The following is a 15,393-nucleotide window of genomic DNA, read 5'->3' as shown; positions in this document are numbered from 1 at the left end:
GCGCCGGCGGCGCATTCGGCTTCGTCGGCTATGGCGGCTGCACCGGCAGCGTCGGCGGCAGCCAAGGTTGCGGCCTCGGCGCCGGCGGCAGCGTCCGCGTCGTCGTCGGCTGCTTCGGCGTCGGCCAGCATGGCGGCGCAGGGCGAGACGGAGGCGCATGCGGCCAAGGCGGCATCGGCGGAGGCGAGCGCGGGTGCCAGCGCTGGTGCCAGCGCGGCGGCTTCGGTGCCGAGCGGGCCGGTCAAGCAGGTGCGCGTGCTGCCCAAGCTGAAGTACAAAAAAGAAAAGCCGGTCGAACAAGCGACCGACTACACCATGCCGCTGGCCGCAGGCGGCATCGGCCTGCTGGCGCTGCTCGGCGCCGGCTTCTTCTGGTGGCGCAAGAAAAAATCCGGCAGCGGACCACTGAAGATCTGGCAGGGCTTCCGCAAGAAGACCGCGCCGGAAGCAGCGGCCGAACCGGCGGCCGAGGCGACGCCGGAATCGGTCGCCTAGTCATGCGGTAAGCGCATAAGCTTATAGCTGGAAGCTCTGCCTTCGCTCAGTCAATCTGGGGTATAGTGTTTGGCGCTATTTTCCCACCAGAGAGAGACACTCCCCATGAGCGCAGCAGATCATTCAGCACAGTACCAAGCCTTCCAGCAACTCGGCCTTAAACTCGATATGTCGCGCGGCAAACCGTCGCCGGAGCAACTGGACTTGTCCAACGCGCTGATGGACGCGCTCGACACCTACAAGGCCGCCGACGGCACCGACGCCCGCAACTACGGCGGCACCATCGGCCTGCCGGAAGCACGCGCGCTGTTTGCCGAATTGCTGGACGTGTCGGCCGCGCAGGTGGTGGTCGACAGCAGCTCCAGCCTGTCGCTGATGCATGACGTGATCATCTACAGCTTGCTGAACGGCGTGCCGGGCCATGCGCCGTGGGTGCAGCATCCGGTGACGTTCCTGTGTCCGGTGCCGGGCTACGACCGCCACTTCGCCATCTGCGAGGCGCGCGGCATCAAGATGATCAATATTCCGATGAACGCCGACGGTCCGGACATGGACCTGGTGGAGAAACTGGTGGCCGAGGACGCCAGCATCAAGGGCATGTGGATCGTGCCGAAGTACAGCAATCCGGGCGGCGTGGTGTTTTCGGACCAGGTGGTGGCGCGTCTGGCGGCGATGAAGACGGCGGCGCCGGACTTCCGCCTGATGTGGGATGACGCGTACCGCTTCCACCACCTGGGCGAGACGAAGCTGGCGGTGGCCAGCATTCTGGCGGCGTGCGCCAAGGCCGGCAACCCGGACCGCGCGATTGTGTTTGCGTCGTCGTCCAAGGTGAGCTGGGCCGGTTCGGGCGTGGCGGCGCTGGCGGCGTCGCCGGCCAATGTGGCGTGGTGGACCAGGCATGCGGGAATACGCAGCATCGGCCCGGACAAGATCAATCAGCTGCGCCATGTGCGCTTCCTGAAGGATTTGCCGACCGTCGAGGCGCTGATGGAGCAGCATCGTCAGCTGCTGAAGCCGAAGTTCGATGCGGTGCTGGCGCAGTTCCAGGCGCTGCTGGGCGATGTGCCGGGCGTGTCGTGGACGCATCCGGAGGGCGGTTATTTCATCGATCTGATTACCCCGGACGGCGCGGCCAAGCGTACCGTGGCGCTGGCCAAGGAGGCGGGCATTACGTTGACGCCGGCTGGGGCGGCGTTCCCGTATGGGCTGGACCCCAAGGATCGTCATATTCGTATTGCGCCTAGCTTCCCATCGCTGGATGAGATTAATCAGGCGGCGCGGGGGATTGCGTTGTCGCTGCGGGTGGCGTTGGCTGCTTGACCCGCACGGCGGCATGCAGGGGTCTGACCCGCAGGGTCAGACCCCTCGGCTCCAAGGACTTTGCGGCTCACGCGGACGAAAAAAAAGCGCCGATCTTGGCGCTTTTTTGCTTTCTTTGGCAGCTTATTGTGGCGTCATGCCTGGGATGGTGTTCATCCATGGATCGGTCAGGTCGCGGATTTCGCGGTCGTTGGCCAGAATCTGTTTCAGCAGGTCGATCTTGCGCAGGCGCTGGGCGCCGCTCGTGGCGGCGACGCCGGTGCTGGCGGCGCGCGCTTCGGTCGCGCATTCGGTTTCCAGTTTGCCCAGGCGGTCCAGATCTCCCATGCGCGCGGCAGCCGCCATTTGATTGGTCAAACCGGCAATGTTTTCGTACATCGAGAGGACTTCGGAAGAGGTCATAATCCCACCTGGCTAAGTTGACGCGGAGTACCGCATGTCCTGATTAACGTCGCCTTGAGCGGGAACTTTAGGGTTTTTTGAAAATAATTTGAAAAAAATCCGCCTGCAGTAAAAAACAGGCGGATTTCGATGTCTTAGAGCTAAAACTTGATTATTTGACCAGCTCTTCCAGGCCGGCGCTCAGTTCGTCCGGCGGCGGCATGTCGTCGATCAGGGCGTTGTCTTCCAGTCCCAGTTCCTCGGCCAGGTCGACCGGGTAGCAGGCAGCGATTTCCTCTTCGTTGAGGCCGGCCAGGTCGACGCGGGCGCGCCAGGCGGCCAGCGAAACCACGGCGGCCAAACGGTTCAGTTCGCCGTTGTGGTGCGGTTCCGGGAAGGCCAGGATGGTTTCCGAGAAGGCGACCGGGAATTTCCAGCGCTTGGCCAGCTCGGCGCCGACGTCGGCGAAGGTGTAGCCCAGCGAAGCCTGCTCAGCGTCCAGGCGGCGCGCGTCCATCGGACCGGCGACCTTGTCGAGCGCCATCGCCTGTTCCGGCGCGGCCGAGTGGATCACCAGCTGGCCGATGGCGTGCATCATGCCGATGGTGAAGGCGAGGTCGGTGTTTTCCTTGGTTTTCTTGGCGATCCACTTGGCCGAGACGGCGGTGTGCAGGCTGTATTTCCAGAACTGCTTCAGGTCGAGGCCGGGGACGGTCTTGAAACCGCTGACCAGGCCGGAGCTGATGACCAGCGTGCGCACGGTGACGAAGCCGAGCATCAACACGGCGTCTTCGACGGTGCCGATGCTGCGCGACACGTGGTAGTAGGCCGAATTGGCCAGGCGCAGCAGCTTGGCGCTCAGTACCGGGTCCGTCGACAATTTCTTTGCGATCTCTTCGGTCGAGACGCTGGCCTTGTCGAAACTGCTGATCAGCTCTTCCACGACCTTGGGCGCGGTAGGCAACGCAGTTGGATTCTGGAACAGGGCATCAAGTTTCATATTTATCTCCTGGGGGTAATAGTCGCGTTGCTATAAGCTAACTATATAGGGATTCCTCGAATGACAGAAGAGGTTTGGTGCCCTTTCGTCGCTTTTCAGTGAACGTCTTCCATCAGGTCGTATTCCCGGCGGTTTTTCGGCAGGCGGCGCTCGACGATGGTGGTGGACTGGTGGTCGACGTGCTGGATCAGCAGCATGGCGGCGTTCAGCGTGGTGTTCATGGCCTTGGCCGCCTCGGTGATGGCTTCGGCCGGCGACAGCGGTTGCTGGTCGAGGCGCCTGGCGATCTGCGCACGCAGCGTCGCCGCGTTGACCCAGTTGCGCTCGTTCGGCAGCAGCAGCCACAGGTCGCGCCAGGCGTTGCGGCCGTCGCCGGCGACCTTGTTCGCCATTTGCGAGGGCGACACCGCGTGGCCGCGAAAGATGATTTCATCATCGACCACCTTGGCGTAAAAAGTCATTTCCTTGTAGGTCATGCGCAGCGTGGTGGTGTCTGGCAGGAACAGCTGCTTCCATTGGTAGCCGCGCTGCGACAGGCGCGCGGCGGCGGTTTGCTGCGCAATCCACAGCTCGACCGCAGCGGCAATGGCCTCCGTCAGCGACAGCGTACTCCGCGTGCGGGCAAGGAAGCTCTGCAGTGCGGAGCGCGTGGCCGGTGGTATGAAATCGATGTGTGCGGGATCCATACTATTTCTCCCTACTAAAATGATCTAATTTCGCAGAATCTGTACTCGTTAGACCACGGTGCACTGCACAAAGTTCAACTTAGTCGAAAATAGTTAGAAATAGGCGAGCAAAATAGTAAGGTTGCCGCACACAGTGAGAACACAGCCCCTACCTATATACTCCCGTCATGACTACCGACAACATTGAAGACATTACACAAACCACGCTGCGCCATTACGAGCGCACGGCGGAGCAGTTTTTTGCCGGGACCATCGATCACGACGTGAGCCAGAACATCGCTGCCTTGCTGGATGCGATCGAGGCGCCTGCGCCGTTTCGCCTGCTGGACCTGGGCTGCGGACCGGGCAGGGACTTGAAAACGTTCAGGCAAATGGGGCACGAACCGATCGGCATCGATGGCTCGGCGAAGTTCGTCGAGATGGCGTGCGCCTACAGCGGTTGCGAAGTGTGGCAGCAGGACTTCGTCCAGCTGGATTTGCCGGCCGAATATTTCGACGGCATTTACGCCAACGCCTCGCTGTTCCATGTGCCCAGCGCGGCGCTGCCGCAGGTGCTGCGCAACTTGCATGGCGCACTGAAAACCGGCGGCGTGCTGTTCAGCTCCAATCCGCGCGGCGACAACAGCGAAGGCTGGAACGGTCCGCGCTACGGCAGCTACTACGATTACGAAACCTGGGAGCGTTACCTGACCGCAGCAGGCTTTGTCGCGGTCCAACATTACTACCGGCCAAGCGGTCTGCCGCGCGAGCAACAGCCATGGTTGGCCAGTGTTTGGCGCAGCGTTCGCGAGCGCACAGAAGTTTGATCGTCAGCGGCCTATAGTGAACTCTATGCACACAGCACTGGGCTGTGTGCCCTCTAGCTACTACAAGGAGTTCATTATGAACAAGGATCAAGTCAAAGGTACGCTGAAAGACGTCGGCGGTAAAATTCAGGAAGAAGCCGGCAAACTGGTCGGTAGCTCGGAACAGCAAGCCAAGGGCCTGAACAAACAGGCGGAAGGTAAAGTCCAGAAGGGCTACGGCGACGCCAAGGAAGCCGTCAAGGATACCGTGAACGACATCAACAAAGGCAACCGCTAATTCCTAGCTGGCGCTGATGTAAAAACAGCCGCTTTTCAGCGGCTGTTTTTGTTGGGCGAACAGTTAGTTCGACTCGGGCTTCAAGTTCTTCTTGAAGAAGGCCTCGATGTTGCCGTACACGTGACGCTGCGGCGCGCGGCCGGAGATGCCGTGCTTGGCGCCAGGGTAGGTCATCAGCTCGAAGTGCACGTTACGCTTGACCAGCGCGTCGATCATGCGCGTGGTGTTGGTGAACAGTACGTTGTCATCGGCCATGCCGTGCATCAGCAGCAGCGGCGACTTCAGGCCATCCAGATGCGAGTATACGCCGCTGTAGTCATAGCCAGCCGCGTTTTCCTTCGGCGTGCCCATGAACTGCTCGGTGTAGTGCGTGTCGTACAGCGACCAGTCGGTGACCGGCGCAACCGAAACGCCCATCGCGATCTTGTCCGACGCTTCGGCCAGCAGACGCAGCGTCATGAAGCCGCCATAGCTCCAGCCGAACACGCCGATGCGCTTGGCATCCACGAAGCTCTGCTTGCCCAGCCATTCCACGCCGGTCAGCTGATCTTCCACTTCGACGCGGCCCAGCTGATGGTAGTTGGCATCGGTGAAGGCGCGTTCGCGGCGGGAGGCGCCACGGTTATCCAGGCGCCACACCACGAAGCCTTGCTGCGCCATGTACTGGTCGAAGAAGTTGCCCCAGCGACGCGACACGTGCTGCGAGTGCGGGCCGCCGTAGGTCGACAGGAACACCGGATACTTCTTCGATGCGTCGAAGCCGCTAGGCTTGATGATCGAGTAGTACAGCGTCTGGCCGTCCTTGGCTTTCAGCGTGCCGTATTCGGTTTTCAGGTGCGCATCCAGGTACTTGGCGTACGGGTGGTTGGCGTTCAGCTCGTTGTGTTCCAGCCATTCGATCATGGCGCCGTCCGGACGGCGGATGCTCACTTGCGGCGGCGTGTCCGGGCTGGAGTAGGTGTCGACAAACACTTCGCCATTGCGGGCGAACGACGAATCGTGCCAGCCGTCGCCCTGGGTGACGCGGGTCGGCTTGTCGGCGGTGCTGCCGTCCAGTTTCAGCGAATAGGTCTGGCTGTCGATCACCGCATCGCGGTTGGAGGCGACGTACACCAGGCCTTTTTTCTCGTCCAGCGCCAGCAGGCGGTCGATGCCCCATTCACCCTTGGTGATGGCGTGCTTCAGCGTGCCGTTCATGTCGTACAGGTACAGGTGCTTGCGGCCGCTGCGTTCCGACGACCAGACGAAGCCCTTGTTATCCGCCAGGAAGCGCAGGTCGTCGAAGATGCTGACCCAGGTCGGCGAGGTTTCGGTGATCAGCACTTTCTGCGCCAGCGTGGCGGCGTCCACCGACACCAGTTCCAGTTTCTTCTGGTCGCGGGTCTGGCGCTGGAACAGCAGCGCCTTGCTGTTGGCGCTCCAGTCGGCGCGCACCAGGTAGATGTCCTGGTTGCCGCCCAGCGCCACGTCGCGGATGTCGCCGCTGACCGGCGAGACGATTTTCAGCTCGACCAGCACGTTCGGATCGCCGGCGGCAGGGTAGCGCTGCTCGACCACTTCGGTGCGGTCGGCGAAGATTTCAAAGCGGCGCACCACCGGCACCGGCGCTTCGTCGTAACGCTTGTAGGCGATGGCGGAATCGTCCGGCGCCCAGTAGTAGCCGGTGGTCTGCGCCATTTCTTCCTGCGCCACGAACTCGGCTTCGGCGTTGTGGATGGTGCCCTTGCCGTCGGTGGTCAGCTGCTTCTCTTTGCCGGTGCTCAGGTCGATGACGAACAGGTTCTGGTCGCGCACGAAGGAGACGTAGCGGCCTTGCGGCGAAATTTTCGGATCGAGCACATTGCCCGAGGCGACCATGCGCGCCTGGTCCGGCTTGGCGGCGTCGATCAGGTACAGGTTGCCGGCGATCGGCACCAGCAGGCGCTTGCCGTCCGGCGACCAGCTGTAGCTCAGGATGCCCTTCAGGCTGGCGGTGCGGGCGCGCTCGCGGCGGGCCTTCTCGGCATCCGACAGGTTCTCTTCCGGCACCAGGGTCTTGGAATCGACCAGGCGGTGCGTGGTCTTGTCCTTGAGGTTGTATTCCCACAGGTCGAGCTGGAACTGGTTGTCGTCGCGGCCGCGCAGGAAGGTGACGCGGGCGCCGTCGGGCGACACTTTCAGGCTGCGCACACCGGGACCGCTCAGCGACGGATCGTTGTGGATGCGGTCCAGGGTCAGTTTTTCGGCGGAGGCGTTGGCGCCGGCCAGCAGGGCAAGGAAGCAAAGTATGAAGCGCATGTGGGCGATATCCCTCGGTTAACTCTCAGTTAAAGAATCCAAGACGATACCAGACCGGAACGGCCATGGCGAGACAGCAAGATTCTGAATCCGTGCCGGAAAACCGTTTTTCCTTCGGTCAAGCGTCGCGCACGCGCTGCGCCGACAGCCGCGCCAGCGCCCAGCTGAGCAGCACGGCCGCCACCGTCAGGCCGATGGTCAGACCGATCCAGAAGCCGGCCGCCGCCATGTCGTGGCCCAGGCCCAGCCAGCAACCGAGCGGCAGCGCGACGCCCCAGAACGCCAGCAGCTGGATCAGCATCGGCGCGCGCGTCACCTTGTAGCCGCGGATGGCGCTGGAGGTTGCCACCTGGGTGGCGTCCGACAGCTGGAACAGCGCGGCAAACACCAGCAGGTAGGCGCACAGCGCCTGCACCGCCGGATCGGAGGTGTAGGCGGCGGCGATCTGGTGGCGGCACAGCACCATCAGCAGCGCCGACAGCACGCCGAACGCCAGCGACATGCCGACCCCGATCCAGGCCACGAAACGCGCCCGCACCGGCTGGCCTTCGCCCATGGCCTGGCCGACGCGGGTGATCAGCGCAATGCCAAAGCTGAGCGGCACCATGAAGGTGAGCGAGCTGAAGTTGAGTGCGATCTGGTGCGCGGAAATCTCCACCACGCCGTAGCGCGCCACCAGCAGGCTGACCGCGCCAAACGCGCTGACCTCGGCAAAATAGGTGACGCCGATCGGCAGCCCGAGGCGCAGCATCGGCGCGATCTCGGCCCAGCGCGGCCACTCCCAGTGGGCGAACGGATAGGTGGCGCGGTAGGCCGGCGCGACGCGCAGCCAGATAATCATGGCCGCCAGCATCAGCCACATGCACAGCCCGGTCGACACCGCGCAACCGACGCCGCCCAGCGCCGGCAGGCCCCAGTGGCCGAACACCAGCAGCCAGTTGACGAAGACATTGAACAGCAGGCCGAGTATGGCGATCACCATCACCGGCTTGGTCTGGTTGATGCTGGTGCTGTAGCCGTACAGCGCGCGGTAGGCGGCAAACGGCGGCAGGCCGATGCTGATGATGTGGACAAACAGCGACGCCTGCCGGTGCACGTGCGGCGTCAGGTACAGGTAATCGAACACCAGCGTGGCCAGGTTGGCCAGCGCCGCCGCCGCCAGGCCGACCGCCAGCGCCTTCCACAGCGCCTGGCGCACCGCGTGCGGCACCTTGTCCAGGGCGCCGGCGCCGACGTCGTGGGCGACGATGCTGTTAATCGCCATCATCACGCCGCTGACCGTCACCAGGATGATGGCCCACACCGACGCTCCCAGCGACACGGCCGCCAGTTCGTCGGCGCTGGTGTGGCCGGTCATGGCGACGTCGGCCACGCCCATGCCGACCGTGGCCAGCTGGCCGACCAGCACCGGCCAGGCCAGTTGCCACAGGGCGGCGATTTCGCGGCGGATGTTGGGAAAGGTAAAGGTATGCGGCATCGGGGAAAGGCGTTACAGAAACGCACAATTTTACTGGGTTGCTAACAGTTTTGCGCGCTATCATGCTCGTTCAGCCCGAATTCGGAGACCTTCATGCAGAAAATCCTCGCCGCGGCCGCCCTCGGCGCCGTTTGTTCCAGCGTTTGCGCCGGCGACATCACGCTGTACACGCGCGAGCACCTGGGCGGGCCGGCGATCACGCTGCACGAGGCGGTGCCGGACCTGGACCTGCAAGGCTTCAACGACAAGACCTCCAGCGTCATCGTGCACAAGGGCACGTGGGAAGTGTGCGCGGAAAAGCACTACCACGGCAAATGTCTGATCCTGCCGGAAGGCGAATACGCCGAGCTGAAAGGCTTCAACAATATGATTTCCTCGGTGCGCGAAGTCGAGGCCAAGCGCGCCAAGGGCGCCGTCCGCTAAGGGTGTGTTGATTTTTAACTAAAACTCCGCTACTGTGGCGGCGGGGCGGACCTTTCAAGCCGGCCTGTTCTTGCCGCGTGCAGGGACAGCCTCTGCGGGGCTACCCCGTGGGATATTTGTTGTTCAGCACTTCGCCGCCTGAGCCCCGTTGCGCTACCGCGCAAGACAGCTCACGCATCACGAGACTCGTTGAAGGCGCTCCGCCCCTACCACTGCGCATGGCCATCGAAAAACTGACGTTGCTGGCGCTGGCCGACACCCTGCTTGCCGCCGAAGCCAGCCTGGCGGGCCAGGTCGCCGCCTGCACCCGCGTGTTCGGCGCGTCGCAGCCGTGGGCGCCGCCAGTGTGCGCGGCGCTGCTGGCGCGCACCGGCGCCGACTTCCACCACTTCAGCCGGCACGAAATCGCCGACCTGCTGCGGCAACTGTTCACGCCCGCGCAAGAGCACGATGGGGCCGACGCCGACGCCGACGCCGACGCCGACGCCGACGCCGCGCCGCTCGTCACGGTGCTGCCGCCGGTGCGGCGCTACTGCACCGATCCGCCGCTTCGTCCGCCGCAGGCCGACTGGCTGGCCGCGCTCGGACTGCCGCCGCTCCACAGCGTCGGCGCGCTGGCGGCCTGGCTGGACGAACCGGTCGGCGCACTCGGCTGGCTGGCCGACCAATGGCGATTGCCACCCGGCGAACAAGCGCGGCTGCAGCACTACCACTACCGCTGGGTGCCCAAGCGTAGCGGCGGCCTGCGCCTGATCGAAATTCCCAAGGCGCGGCTGCGGCGCATCCAGCAACAAATCCTGCGCCGGATACTGGACCTGGCGCCGCCGCACGCCGCCGCCCACGGCTTCCGGCGCGGCCGCTCCAGCGTCACGCACGCCGCGCTGCACGCCGGCCGCCACACGGTAATCCGCATGGACCTGAAGGACTTCTTCCCCAGCATCCAGTACGCGCGCATCGTGGCGTTGTTTGACAAGCTGGGCTATCCCGAGCAAGTGGCCGGCCTGCTGGCGCGCCTGTGCGTGAACCGCACGCCGACCAGCGCGTTGCGCGAGCGCCAGGTGGCCGAGGCCGTGACGTGGAGCGAACGCCAGGCGCTGAAATCGCCGCACCTGCCGCAAGGTTCGCCATGCTCGCCGGCACTGGCCAACCTGTGCGCATACCGGCTCGATATCCGCCTCGAAACGCTGGCGCAATCGCTGGGCGCAAGGTACAGCCGCTATGCCGACGACCTGGTGTTTTCCGGCGACCGCAATTTCGCCCGCGCGGCGGACCGCTTCCACCTCCAGGTCGCCGCCATCGCGCTGGAAGAAGGCTTCCGCGTCAACACCCGCAAGACCCGGCTGATGCGCGAAGGCACGCGCCAGCAGGTGACAGGCGTGGTCATCAACCGCCATCCCAACATCGCCCGCGACGACTACGACCAACTGAAAGCCACGCTGACCAACTGCGTGCGCCACGGCCCGGCCTCGCAGAACCGCGACGGCCGCGCCGACTTCCGCGCCTACCTGGCCGGCAGGATTTCCTACGTCAAGATGGTCAACGCCCAGCGCGCGGCGCGCCTGCAGCGGCTGGCCGACGCCATCGTCTGGCGCTAGGCGGCCGGCCGCGAAAAGATGTTGACCAGATTGCCGTCGGGATCGCGCGCCAGCAGCGACAGATTCCCCCACGGCATGCGCGTCGCCGGCATCACGATCTCGGCGTTGTCCCGCACCAGCCGCTCGCCCACCGCCGCCACATCGTCCACCTCGAACTCCAGGATCGCCGAGCGGTTGGCGCCGGCGACAGCCGCGCCGGCGTTGAAGCGGGTCACCAGCTCCTGCGCCGCAATCGCCAGCAACACACCATCGAAGTGCACCTGCGCAAAGCCTTCGGCCAGCCGCGCCGGCTCGACGCCGGATAATTGTTGATAGAAGGCGAGGAGCGCCTCGAACTGCTCGGTCACAAGACGGACGGATGCGAATTTCATGCTGAGTTCCAATTCAAAAAAAGGAACTTCAGTGTAGGGGCGGCCCCTGTCAGTTTCTGTCAGCAGACAAAACAATATTCCTTCGCATGCAACGTCATCCATCGGGAGGCTGCAGAGGCATGCCCATGAACCGAGATGGAGGAACAATGCGTTTTTCGACGATTTCGCTGCTGCAGGAGTTGCATGAACAAAGCGAAGGCCAATCGTTCGCCCGGGCGCGCGCGCAGTTCCGCGGCACGGACGAAGAATTTTCCAGACGCCTGAGACAATACCTGGGCATGCTGCCCAGCCGGAAAGGGAAGTTTTTAAAACAGCACGGCTTCTCCAGCGCCGACGCGCAAAGCGCGCAAGGCACGACCATGTCGCTGGCGATTTCGGAAGACATGGGCCGCTTCCTTTACAACCTGACCTTGATGCGCCGCCCCGCACGCATCCTGGAACTGGGCAGCTCGTACGGCGTGTCCACGCTCTACCTGGCAAGCGCGCTGCAGCAACTGGGCAAAGGAGAAATGATCGCCAGCGAGCTCGACAGCATGAAGTGCCGCAAGCTGAAGGAGCACCTCAACATCGCCGGCGTCGCATCGCTGGTGGCGGTGTGGGAGGGCGATGCGTTCGAGCTGTTCAACAACCTGGCAGGCCACTTCGATCTGGTCTTCATGGACGTCTGGTCGACGCTGTACCTGAAGATGTTCCAGCGCCTGGAAGCATTTCTGCAACCAGGCTCGGTGGTGATTACCGATCATATGTACACCGCCCAGGACGAGGTCGCCGACTTCAGGCGGTACCTCAGCGCCAGCCGGCAATTTTCGTCCTCCACGCTGGATTTCGCATCCGGCGTGGAGTTCACCGTCATGGTGTAAGCCGCCGCGCTCAGTGCAGCACGGGCAGCTCGATGTAGCTCTGCGCCTCGCCGCCATGGTGGATGACGTTATCGGCCACCACGCCATCCTTCTCGCTTTCGTTCGGTCCGCCCGTGTTGAGGTTGCGCACGAACTTGGGGAAGTTCGACGACGTCACTTCGACGCGGATGCGGTGGCCCTTGCCGAACTGGATGGCGGTGGTGATCGGCGTCGGGTGGATGGTGTAGACGGCGCCGGGCGTCATCATCTCCGGCTTGTCGTAGCCGTTGCGGTAACGCGCGCGGAAAATGGTGTCGCCGATGATCCAGGCCGTGCCGTCCGGCGCCACGTCGACCAGCTTCACCGCGAAGTCCGTGTCCTTGGCGCTGGACGAGACTTTCAGCACCGCGTCCACGAAGCCGGCCACGTCGAGCGGGGCCGGCAGCGGGTCGCTGGTGTAGACCAGCACATCGTTGCGCGCTTCGATCGGGCGCTGGTCGAAGGCGCCCGGGATCACCACGCCGCCATTGCAGCAGTCGCCGCCGCCGATGGTCTGCACCGGATTCATCGGATCATAGCGGTAGCGGTCGGCGGCCTCGGCGGCCTGCGCCGCCTCGGGCGCCAGGCGGCCGTCGCCATTCAGGCTGTTGGCGTGGCCGTTGGAGCGCAGATACAGGCGCAGGGGGCGAGCGGTTTGCGGCGGCCACTGCGCCGCCTCCTGCCAGCGGTTGGCGCCCATCATGTAATAGCGCACGTGCGGCGTCGAAGCCGGGAAGGCCTTGGCGTCGCCCTTCAGCCAGCGGTCGAACCACGAATAGATCGCGGCGTCGACGTTGAAACTGGTGTCGCCCAGGTTGCGCTCGCCGACGACAGTGTCCGGTCCGAGGCTGGCATATTTGCAGTGCGCCACCGGCGCCACCACCGTGTACTGGTTGGCGCTGGCCTCCGGGTCCGTGTTGGCCGCGCGCGCCGCATTGAACAGCTCAAGATTCGGGCCGACCGACACGTCGTACCAGGTGTTGAACCATAGCGCCGGCACGCCCCAGCCCATGCCTTCGTGGTACAGGCCGCCCTGTTGCCAGGCCGGATCGGCCGGCGTGCGGTCGATGAATTGCTCGAACGTCGCCGGCGGTTCGCCCAGCGAGGTGAGGATCTGGTTGACCGGCAGATGCTTGAGCTGCCTGGCCCAGTCCACCTTCGGCTTGTGCACTTCCAGGTCGTTATAGGCCTCGATGCGCGCGCGCAGCTTCTCGTCCGTCAGCGCGGCCGGCAACTGCGCCCGCAGCGGATTGTCGACGCCGTACAGCCAGACGAAGAACAGGTTGCGCGGCACGCCGCCGGTGTACCAGTTGCCCTGTTCCTGGAAGCGGCCCACCTTGCCGATACCGGCGCCGGCCGACATCGGCACCATGGCGGCGTGGGCCGGATGGTTCATGCCGGCCAGCGCCAGCTGCCATTCGGCCGACGACGAGCAGCCCAGCGTGCCGACCTTGCCGTTCGACCAGGGCTGCTTGGCGATCCAGCTCAGGGCGTCGTAGCCGTCGGTGCGCGGCTGGCCGAGGATTTCCCATTTGCCTTCCGAGAAATAGCGGCCGCGCTCGTTCTGGACGATGAAGGTATAGCCGCGCTTGACCGATTCCAGCACATAGCGCAGCGTCGGGCCGGCCAGCTTGTGTTCGTTGTACGGCGTTTTCCACAGGATGACCGGCTGGTGCGCCGGCGCATTTTTCGGCGTGTAGATATCGGTCGACAGCGCCACGCCGTCGCGCATCGGCACCATCACGCCAAGCCGCGAAATGGTGGTTTGCGCCAGTTCGGCTTCGAGCGCGGCGGGACTGTACTTGCTGTAATCCTGGGCCGCCGCCGTGGTCTGGGCGGCGACCAGCGCGAGCGCGGTCAAGCGGATGAGATTGTGCTTCAAGAGCTGACTCCTGTTGAAATGGACCGTGGGGAAAGGGCCGCAGCCTCGGCGCGGCAGCTAAGTATAGCAGCGCGGCAACTACTGCAAACCGCCCTGGTCCATCCCGTCTGACGGACAGCGGGGCCGGCCGATTCGATGTAAACTGCAGACAAAGGCTGGCGCCAACGCGCCGGCCGCATCGGCATGAGGGAGCGCGCAGCGTGGAATACAAAGATTATTACCAGACCCTGGGGGTAGCCAAGACCGCCACCGAGGACGAAATCAAAAAGGCCTACCGCAAGCTGGTCCGGAAATACCATCCGGACGTCAGCAAGGAAGCCGATGCCCAGAACAAAACCCAGGACATCAACGAAGCCTATGGCGTGCTGGGCGACGCCGAAAAACGCGCCGCCTACGACGAACTGGGGCGCGGCCACCAGTACCGCGCCGGCCAGGAATTCCGGCCGCCGCCCGACTGGGGCCGCGGCTTCGGCGGCGGCGCGGGCGCGGGCGGCCCCGGCGGCATGGGCGGCGGCTTTGGCGGCGACAGCGACTTCTTCTCCGACCTGTTCGCCAACTTCGGCGGCGGCGGCCGTCGCCGCCAGGCGCCGCAGCGCGGCGACGACAGCCACGCCAGCATCACCATCGACCTGGCCGACAGCTACACCGGCGCCACCCGCACCATCAGCCTGATGGTGGCCGAGCGCGACGCCCAGGACCGCATCGTCACGCGCGAGCGCAACCTCAGCGTCAACATCCCGAAAGGCGTGACCGCCGGCCAGCAGTTGCGCCTGAGCGGCCAGGGCCAGCCGGGCGCCGCCGGGCCGGGCGATCTGTACCTGGAAATCCAGTTCCGGCCGCACGCGCGCTACCGCGTCGACGGCCGCGACGTCTACCAGACGGTGCCGGTGGCACCGTGGGAACTGGCGTTGGGCGGCGAGGTGGAAGTGACGACGCCGTCGGGCAAGGTCAACGTGACGGTGCCGGCCGGCTCGCAAAGCGGGCGCAAGCTGCGCCTGCGCGCGCGCGGCATTCCCGGCAAGGAAGCGGGCGACTTGTATCTGCTGCTGGAAGTGGTGCTGCCGCCGGCCACCAGCGACAAGGCGCGCGAACTGTATCAAACGATGGCGCGCGAGATGGCCTTCAATCCGCGCGCGGGAGGATGACCATGGGACCAGCAATCCTGACCGCGGTGGTGATCGACGACGACGCCGCGCTGACGCTGCAAGAACTGGCGCAAGCCTGCGCCGTGGAGCCGGACTGGGTGGTGGCGCGCGTGCGCACCGGCATCCTGCTGGACGACAGCGCGGACGGCGACAGCGACAGCGCCGCCTGGCGCTTCACCAGCGCCGACCTGGTGCGCGCGCGCCGGCTGTGCCAGATCGAGCGCGCCTTCGACGCCAACGACGACGTGGCGGCGCTGGTGGTCGACCTGTCGGAAGAAATCCGCCGCCTGCGCGGCAAGCTCAGCGCGGCCGGAGTGAAATAGGCGCGGCCACCGCCAGGCCGGCCGGCGCATCGGCGGTCGGCGGCTTGGGGCGCTTGC

General features: G+C 64.6%; 16 protein-coding genes. 9 read left to right on the top strand and 7 right to left on the bottom strand.

Annotated features, from left to right (window positions below; all coding sequences use genetic code 11):
• Together GJ698_RS29690 and GJ698_RS29685 are read left to right on the top strand one after the other, a co-directional pair.
• Positions 1–495, top strand: a 495-nt coding sequence (locus GJ698_RS29690; RefSeq protein WP_154361461.1) for an LPXTG cell wall anchor domain-containing protein, incomplete at its 5' end; no start/stop codon positions are given.
• Between the two features lie 105 nt (positions 496–600).
• Positions 601–1,815 (top strand): aspartate aminotransferase type Ic, encoded by a 1,215-nt coding sequence (locus GJ698_RS29685; RefSeq protein WP_154361460.1) that lies wholly within the window; start codon positions 601–603, stop codon positions 1,813–1,815.
• Between the two features lie 123 nt (positions 1,816–1,938).
• On the opposite strand, the gene GJ698_RS29680 is transcribed toward GJ698_RS29685, so the two are convergent.
• The 3 genes from GJ698_RS29680 to GJ698_RS29670 form a co-directional block, all read right to left on the bottom strand.
• Positions 1,939–2,217 (bottom strand): flagellar protein FliT, encoded by a 279-nt coding sequence (locus tag GJ698_RS29680; RefSeq protein ID WP_154361459.1) that lies wholly within the window; start codon positions 2,215–2,217, stop codon positions 1,939–1,941.
• Between the two features lie 151 nt (positions 2,218–2,368).
• Positions 2,369–3,196, bottom strand: a complete 828-nt coding sequence (locus GJ698_RS29675) for an HDOD domain-containing protein (RefSeq protein ID WP_154361458.1) — start codon at positions 3,194–3,196, stop codon at positions 2,369–2,371.
• Between the two features lie 95 nt (positions 3,197–3,291).
• Positions 3,292–3,882, bottom strand: a complete 591-nt coding sequence (locus GJ698_RS29670) for a hypothetical protein (protein WP_154361457.1) — start codon at positions 3,880–3,882, stop codon at positions 3,292–3,294.
• A gap of 167 nt (positions 3,883–4,049) precedes the next feature.
• Here GJ698_RS29670 and GJ698_RS29665 point away from each other — a divergent pair, with 167 nt between their 5' ends.
• Positions 4,050–4,688, top strand: coding sequence for a class I SAM-dependent methyltransferase (locus tag GJ698_RS29665; protein WP_154361456.1), 639 nt, complete (start codon positions 4,050–4,052; stop codon positions 4,686–4,688).
• Between the two features lie 76 nt (positions 4,689–4,764).
• Positions 4,765–4,965 carry a CsbD family protein gene (locus GJ698_RS29660; protein WP_110846884.1) on the top strand — a complete coding sequence of 67 codons (201 nt, stop codon included), beginning with the start codon at positions 4,765–4,767 and terminating at the stop codon, positions 4,963–4,965.
• A 63-nt stretch (positions 4,966–5,028) separates the two neighbouring features.
• On the opposite strand, the gene GJ698_RS29655 is transcribed toward GJ698_RS29660, so the two are convergent.
• Both GJ698_RS29655 and GJ698_RS29650 read right to left on the bottom strand, forming a co-directional pair.
• The gene (locus tag GJ698_RS29655) at positions 5,029–7,242 is read right to left on the bottom strand and encodes a S9 family peptidase (protein ID WP_154361455.1); all 2,214 of its coding nucleotides are present in this window, start codon (positions 7,240–7,242) and stop codon (positions 5,029–5,031) included.
• A gap of 118 nt (positions 7,243–7,360) precedes the next feature.
• Entirely contained in the window at positions 7,361–8,719 is a 1,359-nt protein-coding gene (locus GJ698_RS29650) for an MATE family efflux transporter (RefSeq protein ID WP_154361454.1), read from the bottom strand.
• Positions 8,720–8,812: 93 nt separating this feature from the next.
• Between GJ698_RS29650 and GJ698_RS29645 the strand changes: the two genes are divergently transcribed.
• Both GJ698_RS29645 and GJ698_RS29640 read left to right on the top strand, forming a co-directional pair.
• Complete coding sequence (locus GJ698_RS29645; RefSeq protein WP_154361453.1) at positions 8,813–9,142, top strand: beta/gamma crystallin-related protein; 330 nt, start codon at positions 8,813–8,815, stop codon at positions 9,140–9,142.
• A 218-nt stretch (positions 9,143–9,360) separates the two neighbouring features.
• Entirely contained in the window at positions 9,361–10,737 is a 1,377-nt protein-coding gene (locus GJ698_RS29640) for a reverse transcriptase family protein (RefSeq protein ID WP_154361452.1), read from the top strand.
• Here GJ698_RS29640 and GJ698_RS29635 read toward each other — a convergent pair.
• Entirely contained in the window at positions 10,734–11,108 is a 375-nt protein-coding gene (locus tag GJ698_RS29635) for a VOC family protein (RefSeq protein ID WP_154361451.1), read from the bottom strand. The two genes, GJ698_RS29640 and GJ698_RS29635, sit on opposite strands and share 4 nt — an antisense overlap.
• 146 nt (positions 11,109–11,254) lie before the next feature.
• On the opposite strand from GJ698_RS29635, the gene GJ698_RS29630 reads away from it, so the two are divergent.
• Complete coding sequence (locus tag GJ698_RS29630; RefSeq protein ID WP_154361450.1) at positions 11,255–11,968, top strand: O-methyltransferase; 714 nt, start codon at positions 11,255–11,257, stop codon at positions 11,966–11,968.
• Between the two features lie 10 nt (positions 11,969–11,978).
• Here GJ698_RS29630 and GJ698_RS29625 read toward each other — a convergent pair whose 3' ends face one another.
• Entirely contained in the window at positions 11,979–13,868 is a 1,890-nt protein-coding gene (locus tag GJ698_RS29625; protein ID WP_154361449.1) for a CocE/NonD family hydrolase, read from the bottom strand.
• A gap of 200 nt (positions 13,869–14,068) precedes the next feature.
• On the opposite strand from GJ698_RS29625, the gene GJ698_RS29620 reads away from it, so the two are divergent.
• Positions 14,069–15,013, top strand: coding sequence for a DnaJ C-terminal domain-containing protein (locus GJ698_RS29620; protein WP_371865475.1), 945 nt, complete (start codon positions 14,069–14,071; stop codon positions 15,011–15,013).
• Between the two features lie 2 nt (positions 15,014–15,015).
• Complete coding sequence (locus GJ698_RS29615; protein WP_154361447.1) at positions 15,016–15,336, top strand: chaperone modulator CbpM; 321 nt, start codon at positions 15,016–15,018, stop codon at positions 15,334–15,336.
• Positions 15,337–15,393 lie beyond the last annotated feature (57 nt).

Source organism: Duganella aquatilis (assembly GCF_009674565.1).
In the GTDB taxonomy this organism is placed as follows: domain Bacteria; phylum Pseudomonadota; class Gammaproteobacteria; order Burkholderiales; family Burkholderiaceae_D; genus Rugamonas; species Rugamonas aquatilis.
The sequence above is the reverse complement of the archived record's forward strand: the minus strand, read 5'-3'. Positions and strand labels throughout refer to the sequence as shown.

Excerpts from the sequence above, each read along its gene's own strand:
- GJ698_RS29615 (WP_154361447.1), top strand. The coding sequence starts at position 15,016 with ATGGGACCAGCAATCCTGACCGCGGTGGTGATCGACGACGACGCCGCG.
- GJ698_RS29655 (WP_154361455.1), bottom strand. The coding sequence starts at position 7,242 with ATGCGCTTCATACTTTGCTTCCTTGCCCTGCTGGCCGGCGCCAACGCC.
- GJ698_RS29665 (WP_154361456.1), top strand. The coding sequence starts at position 4,050 with ATGACTACCGACAACATTGAAGACATTACACAAACCACGCTGCGCCAT.
- GJ698_RS29650 (WP_154361454.1), bottom strand. The coding sequence starts at position 8,719 with ATGCCGCATACCTTTACCTTTCCCAACATCCGCCGCGAAATCGCCGCC.
- GJ698_RS29630 (WP_154361450.1), top strand. The coding sequence starts at position 11,255 with ATGCGTTTTTCGACGATTTCGCTGCTGCAGGAGTTGCATGAACAAAGC.
- GJ698_RS29660 (WP_110846884.1), top strand. The coding sequence starts at position 4,765 with ATGAACAAGGATCAAGTCAAAGGTACGCTGAAAGACGTCGGCGGTAAA.
- GJ698_RS29680 (WP_154361459.1), bottom strand. The coding sequence starts at position 2,217 with ATGACCTCTTCCGAAGTCCTCTCGATGTACGAAAACATTGCCGGTTTG.
- GJ698_RS29685 (WP_154361460.1), top strand. The coding sequence starts at position 601 with ATGAGCGCAGCAGATCATTCAGCACAGTACCAAGCCTTCCAGCAACTC.
- GJ698_RS29645 (WP_154361453.1), top strand. The coding sequence starts at position 8,813 with ATGCAGAAAATCCTCGCCGCGGCCGCCCTCGGCGCCGTTTGTTCCAGC.
- GJ698_RS29635 (WP_154361451.1), bottom strand. The coding sequence starts at position 11,108 with ATGAAATTCGCATCCGTCCGTCTTGTGACCGAGCAGTTCGAGGCGCTC.
- GJ698_RS29675 (WP_154361458.1), bottom strand. The coding sequence starts at position 3,196 with ATGAAACTTGATGCCCTGTTCCAGAATCCAACTGCGTTGCCTACCGCG.
- GJ698_RS29670 (WP_154361457.1), bottom strand. The coding sequence starts at position 3,882 with ATGGATCCCGCACACATCGATTTCATACCACCGGCCACGCGCTCCGCA.
- GJ698_RS29640 (WP_154361452.1), top strand. The coding sequence starts at position 9,361 with ATGGCCATCGAAAAACTGACGTTGCTGGCGCTGGCCGACACCCTGCTT.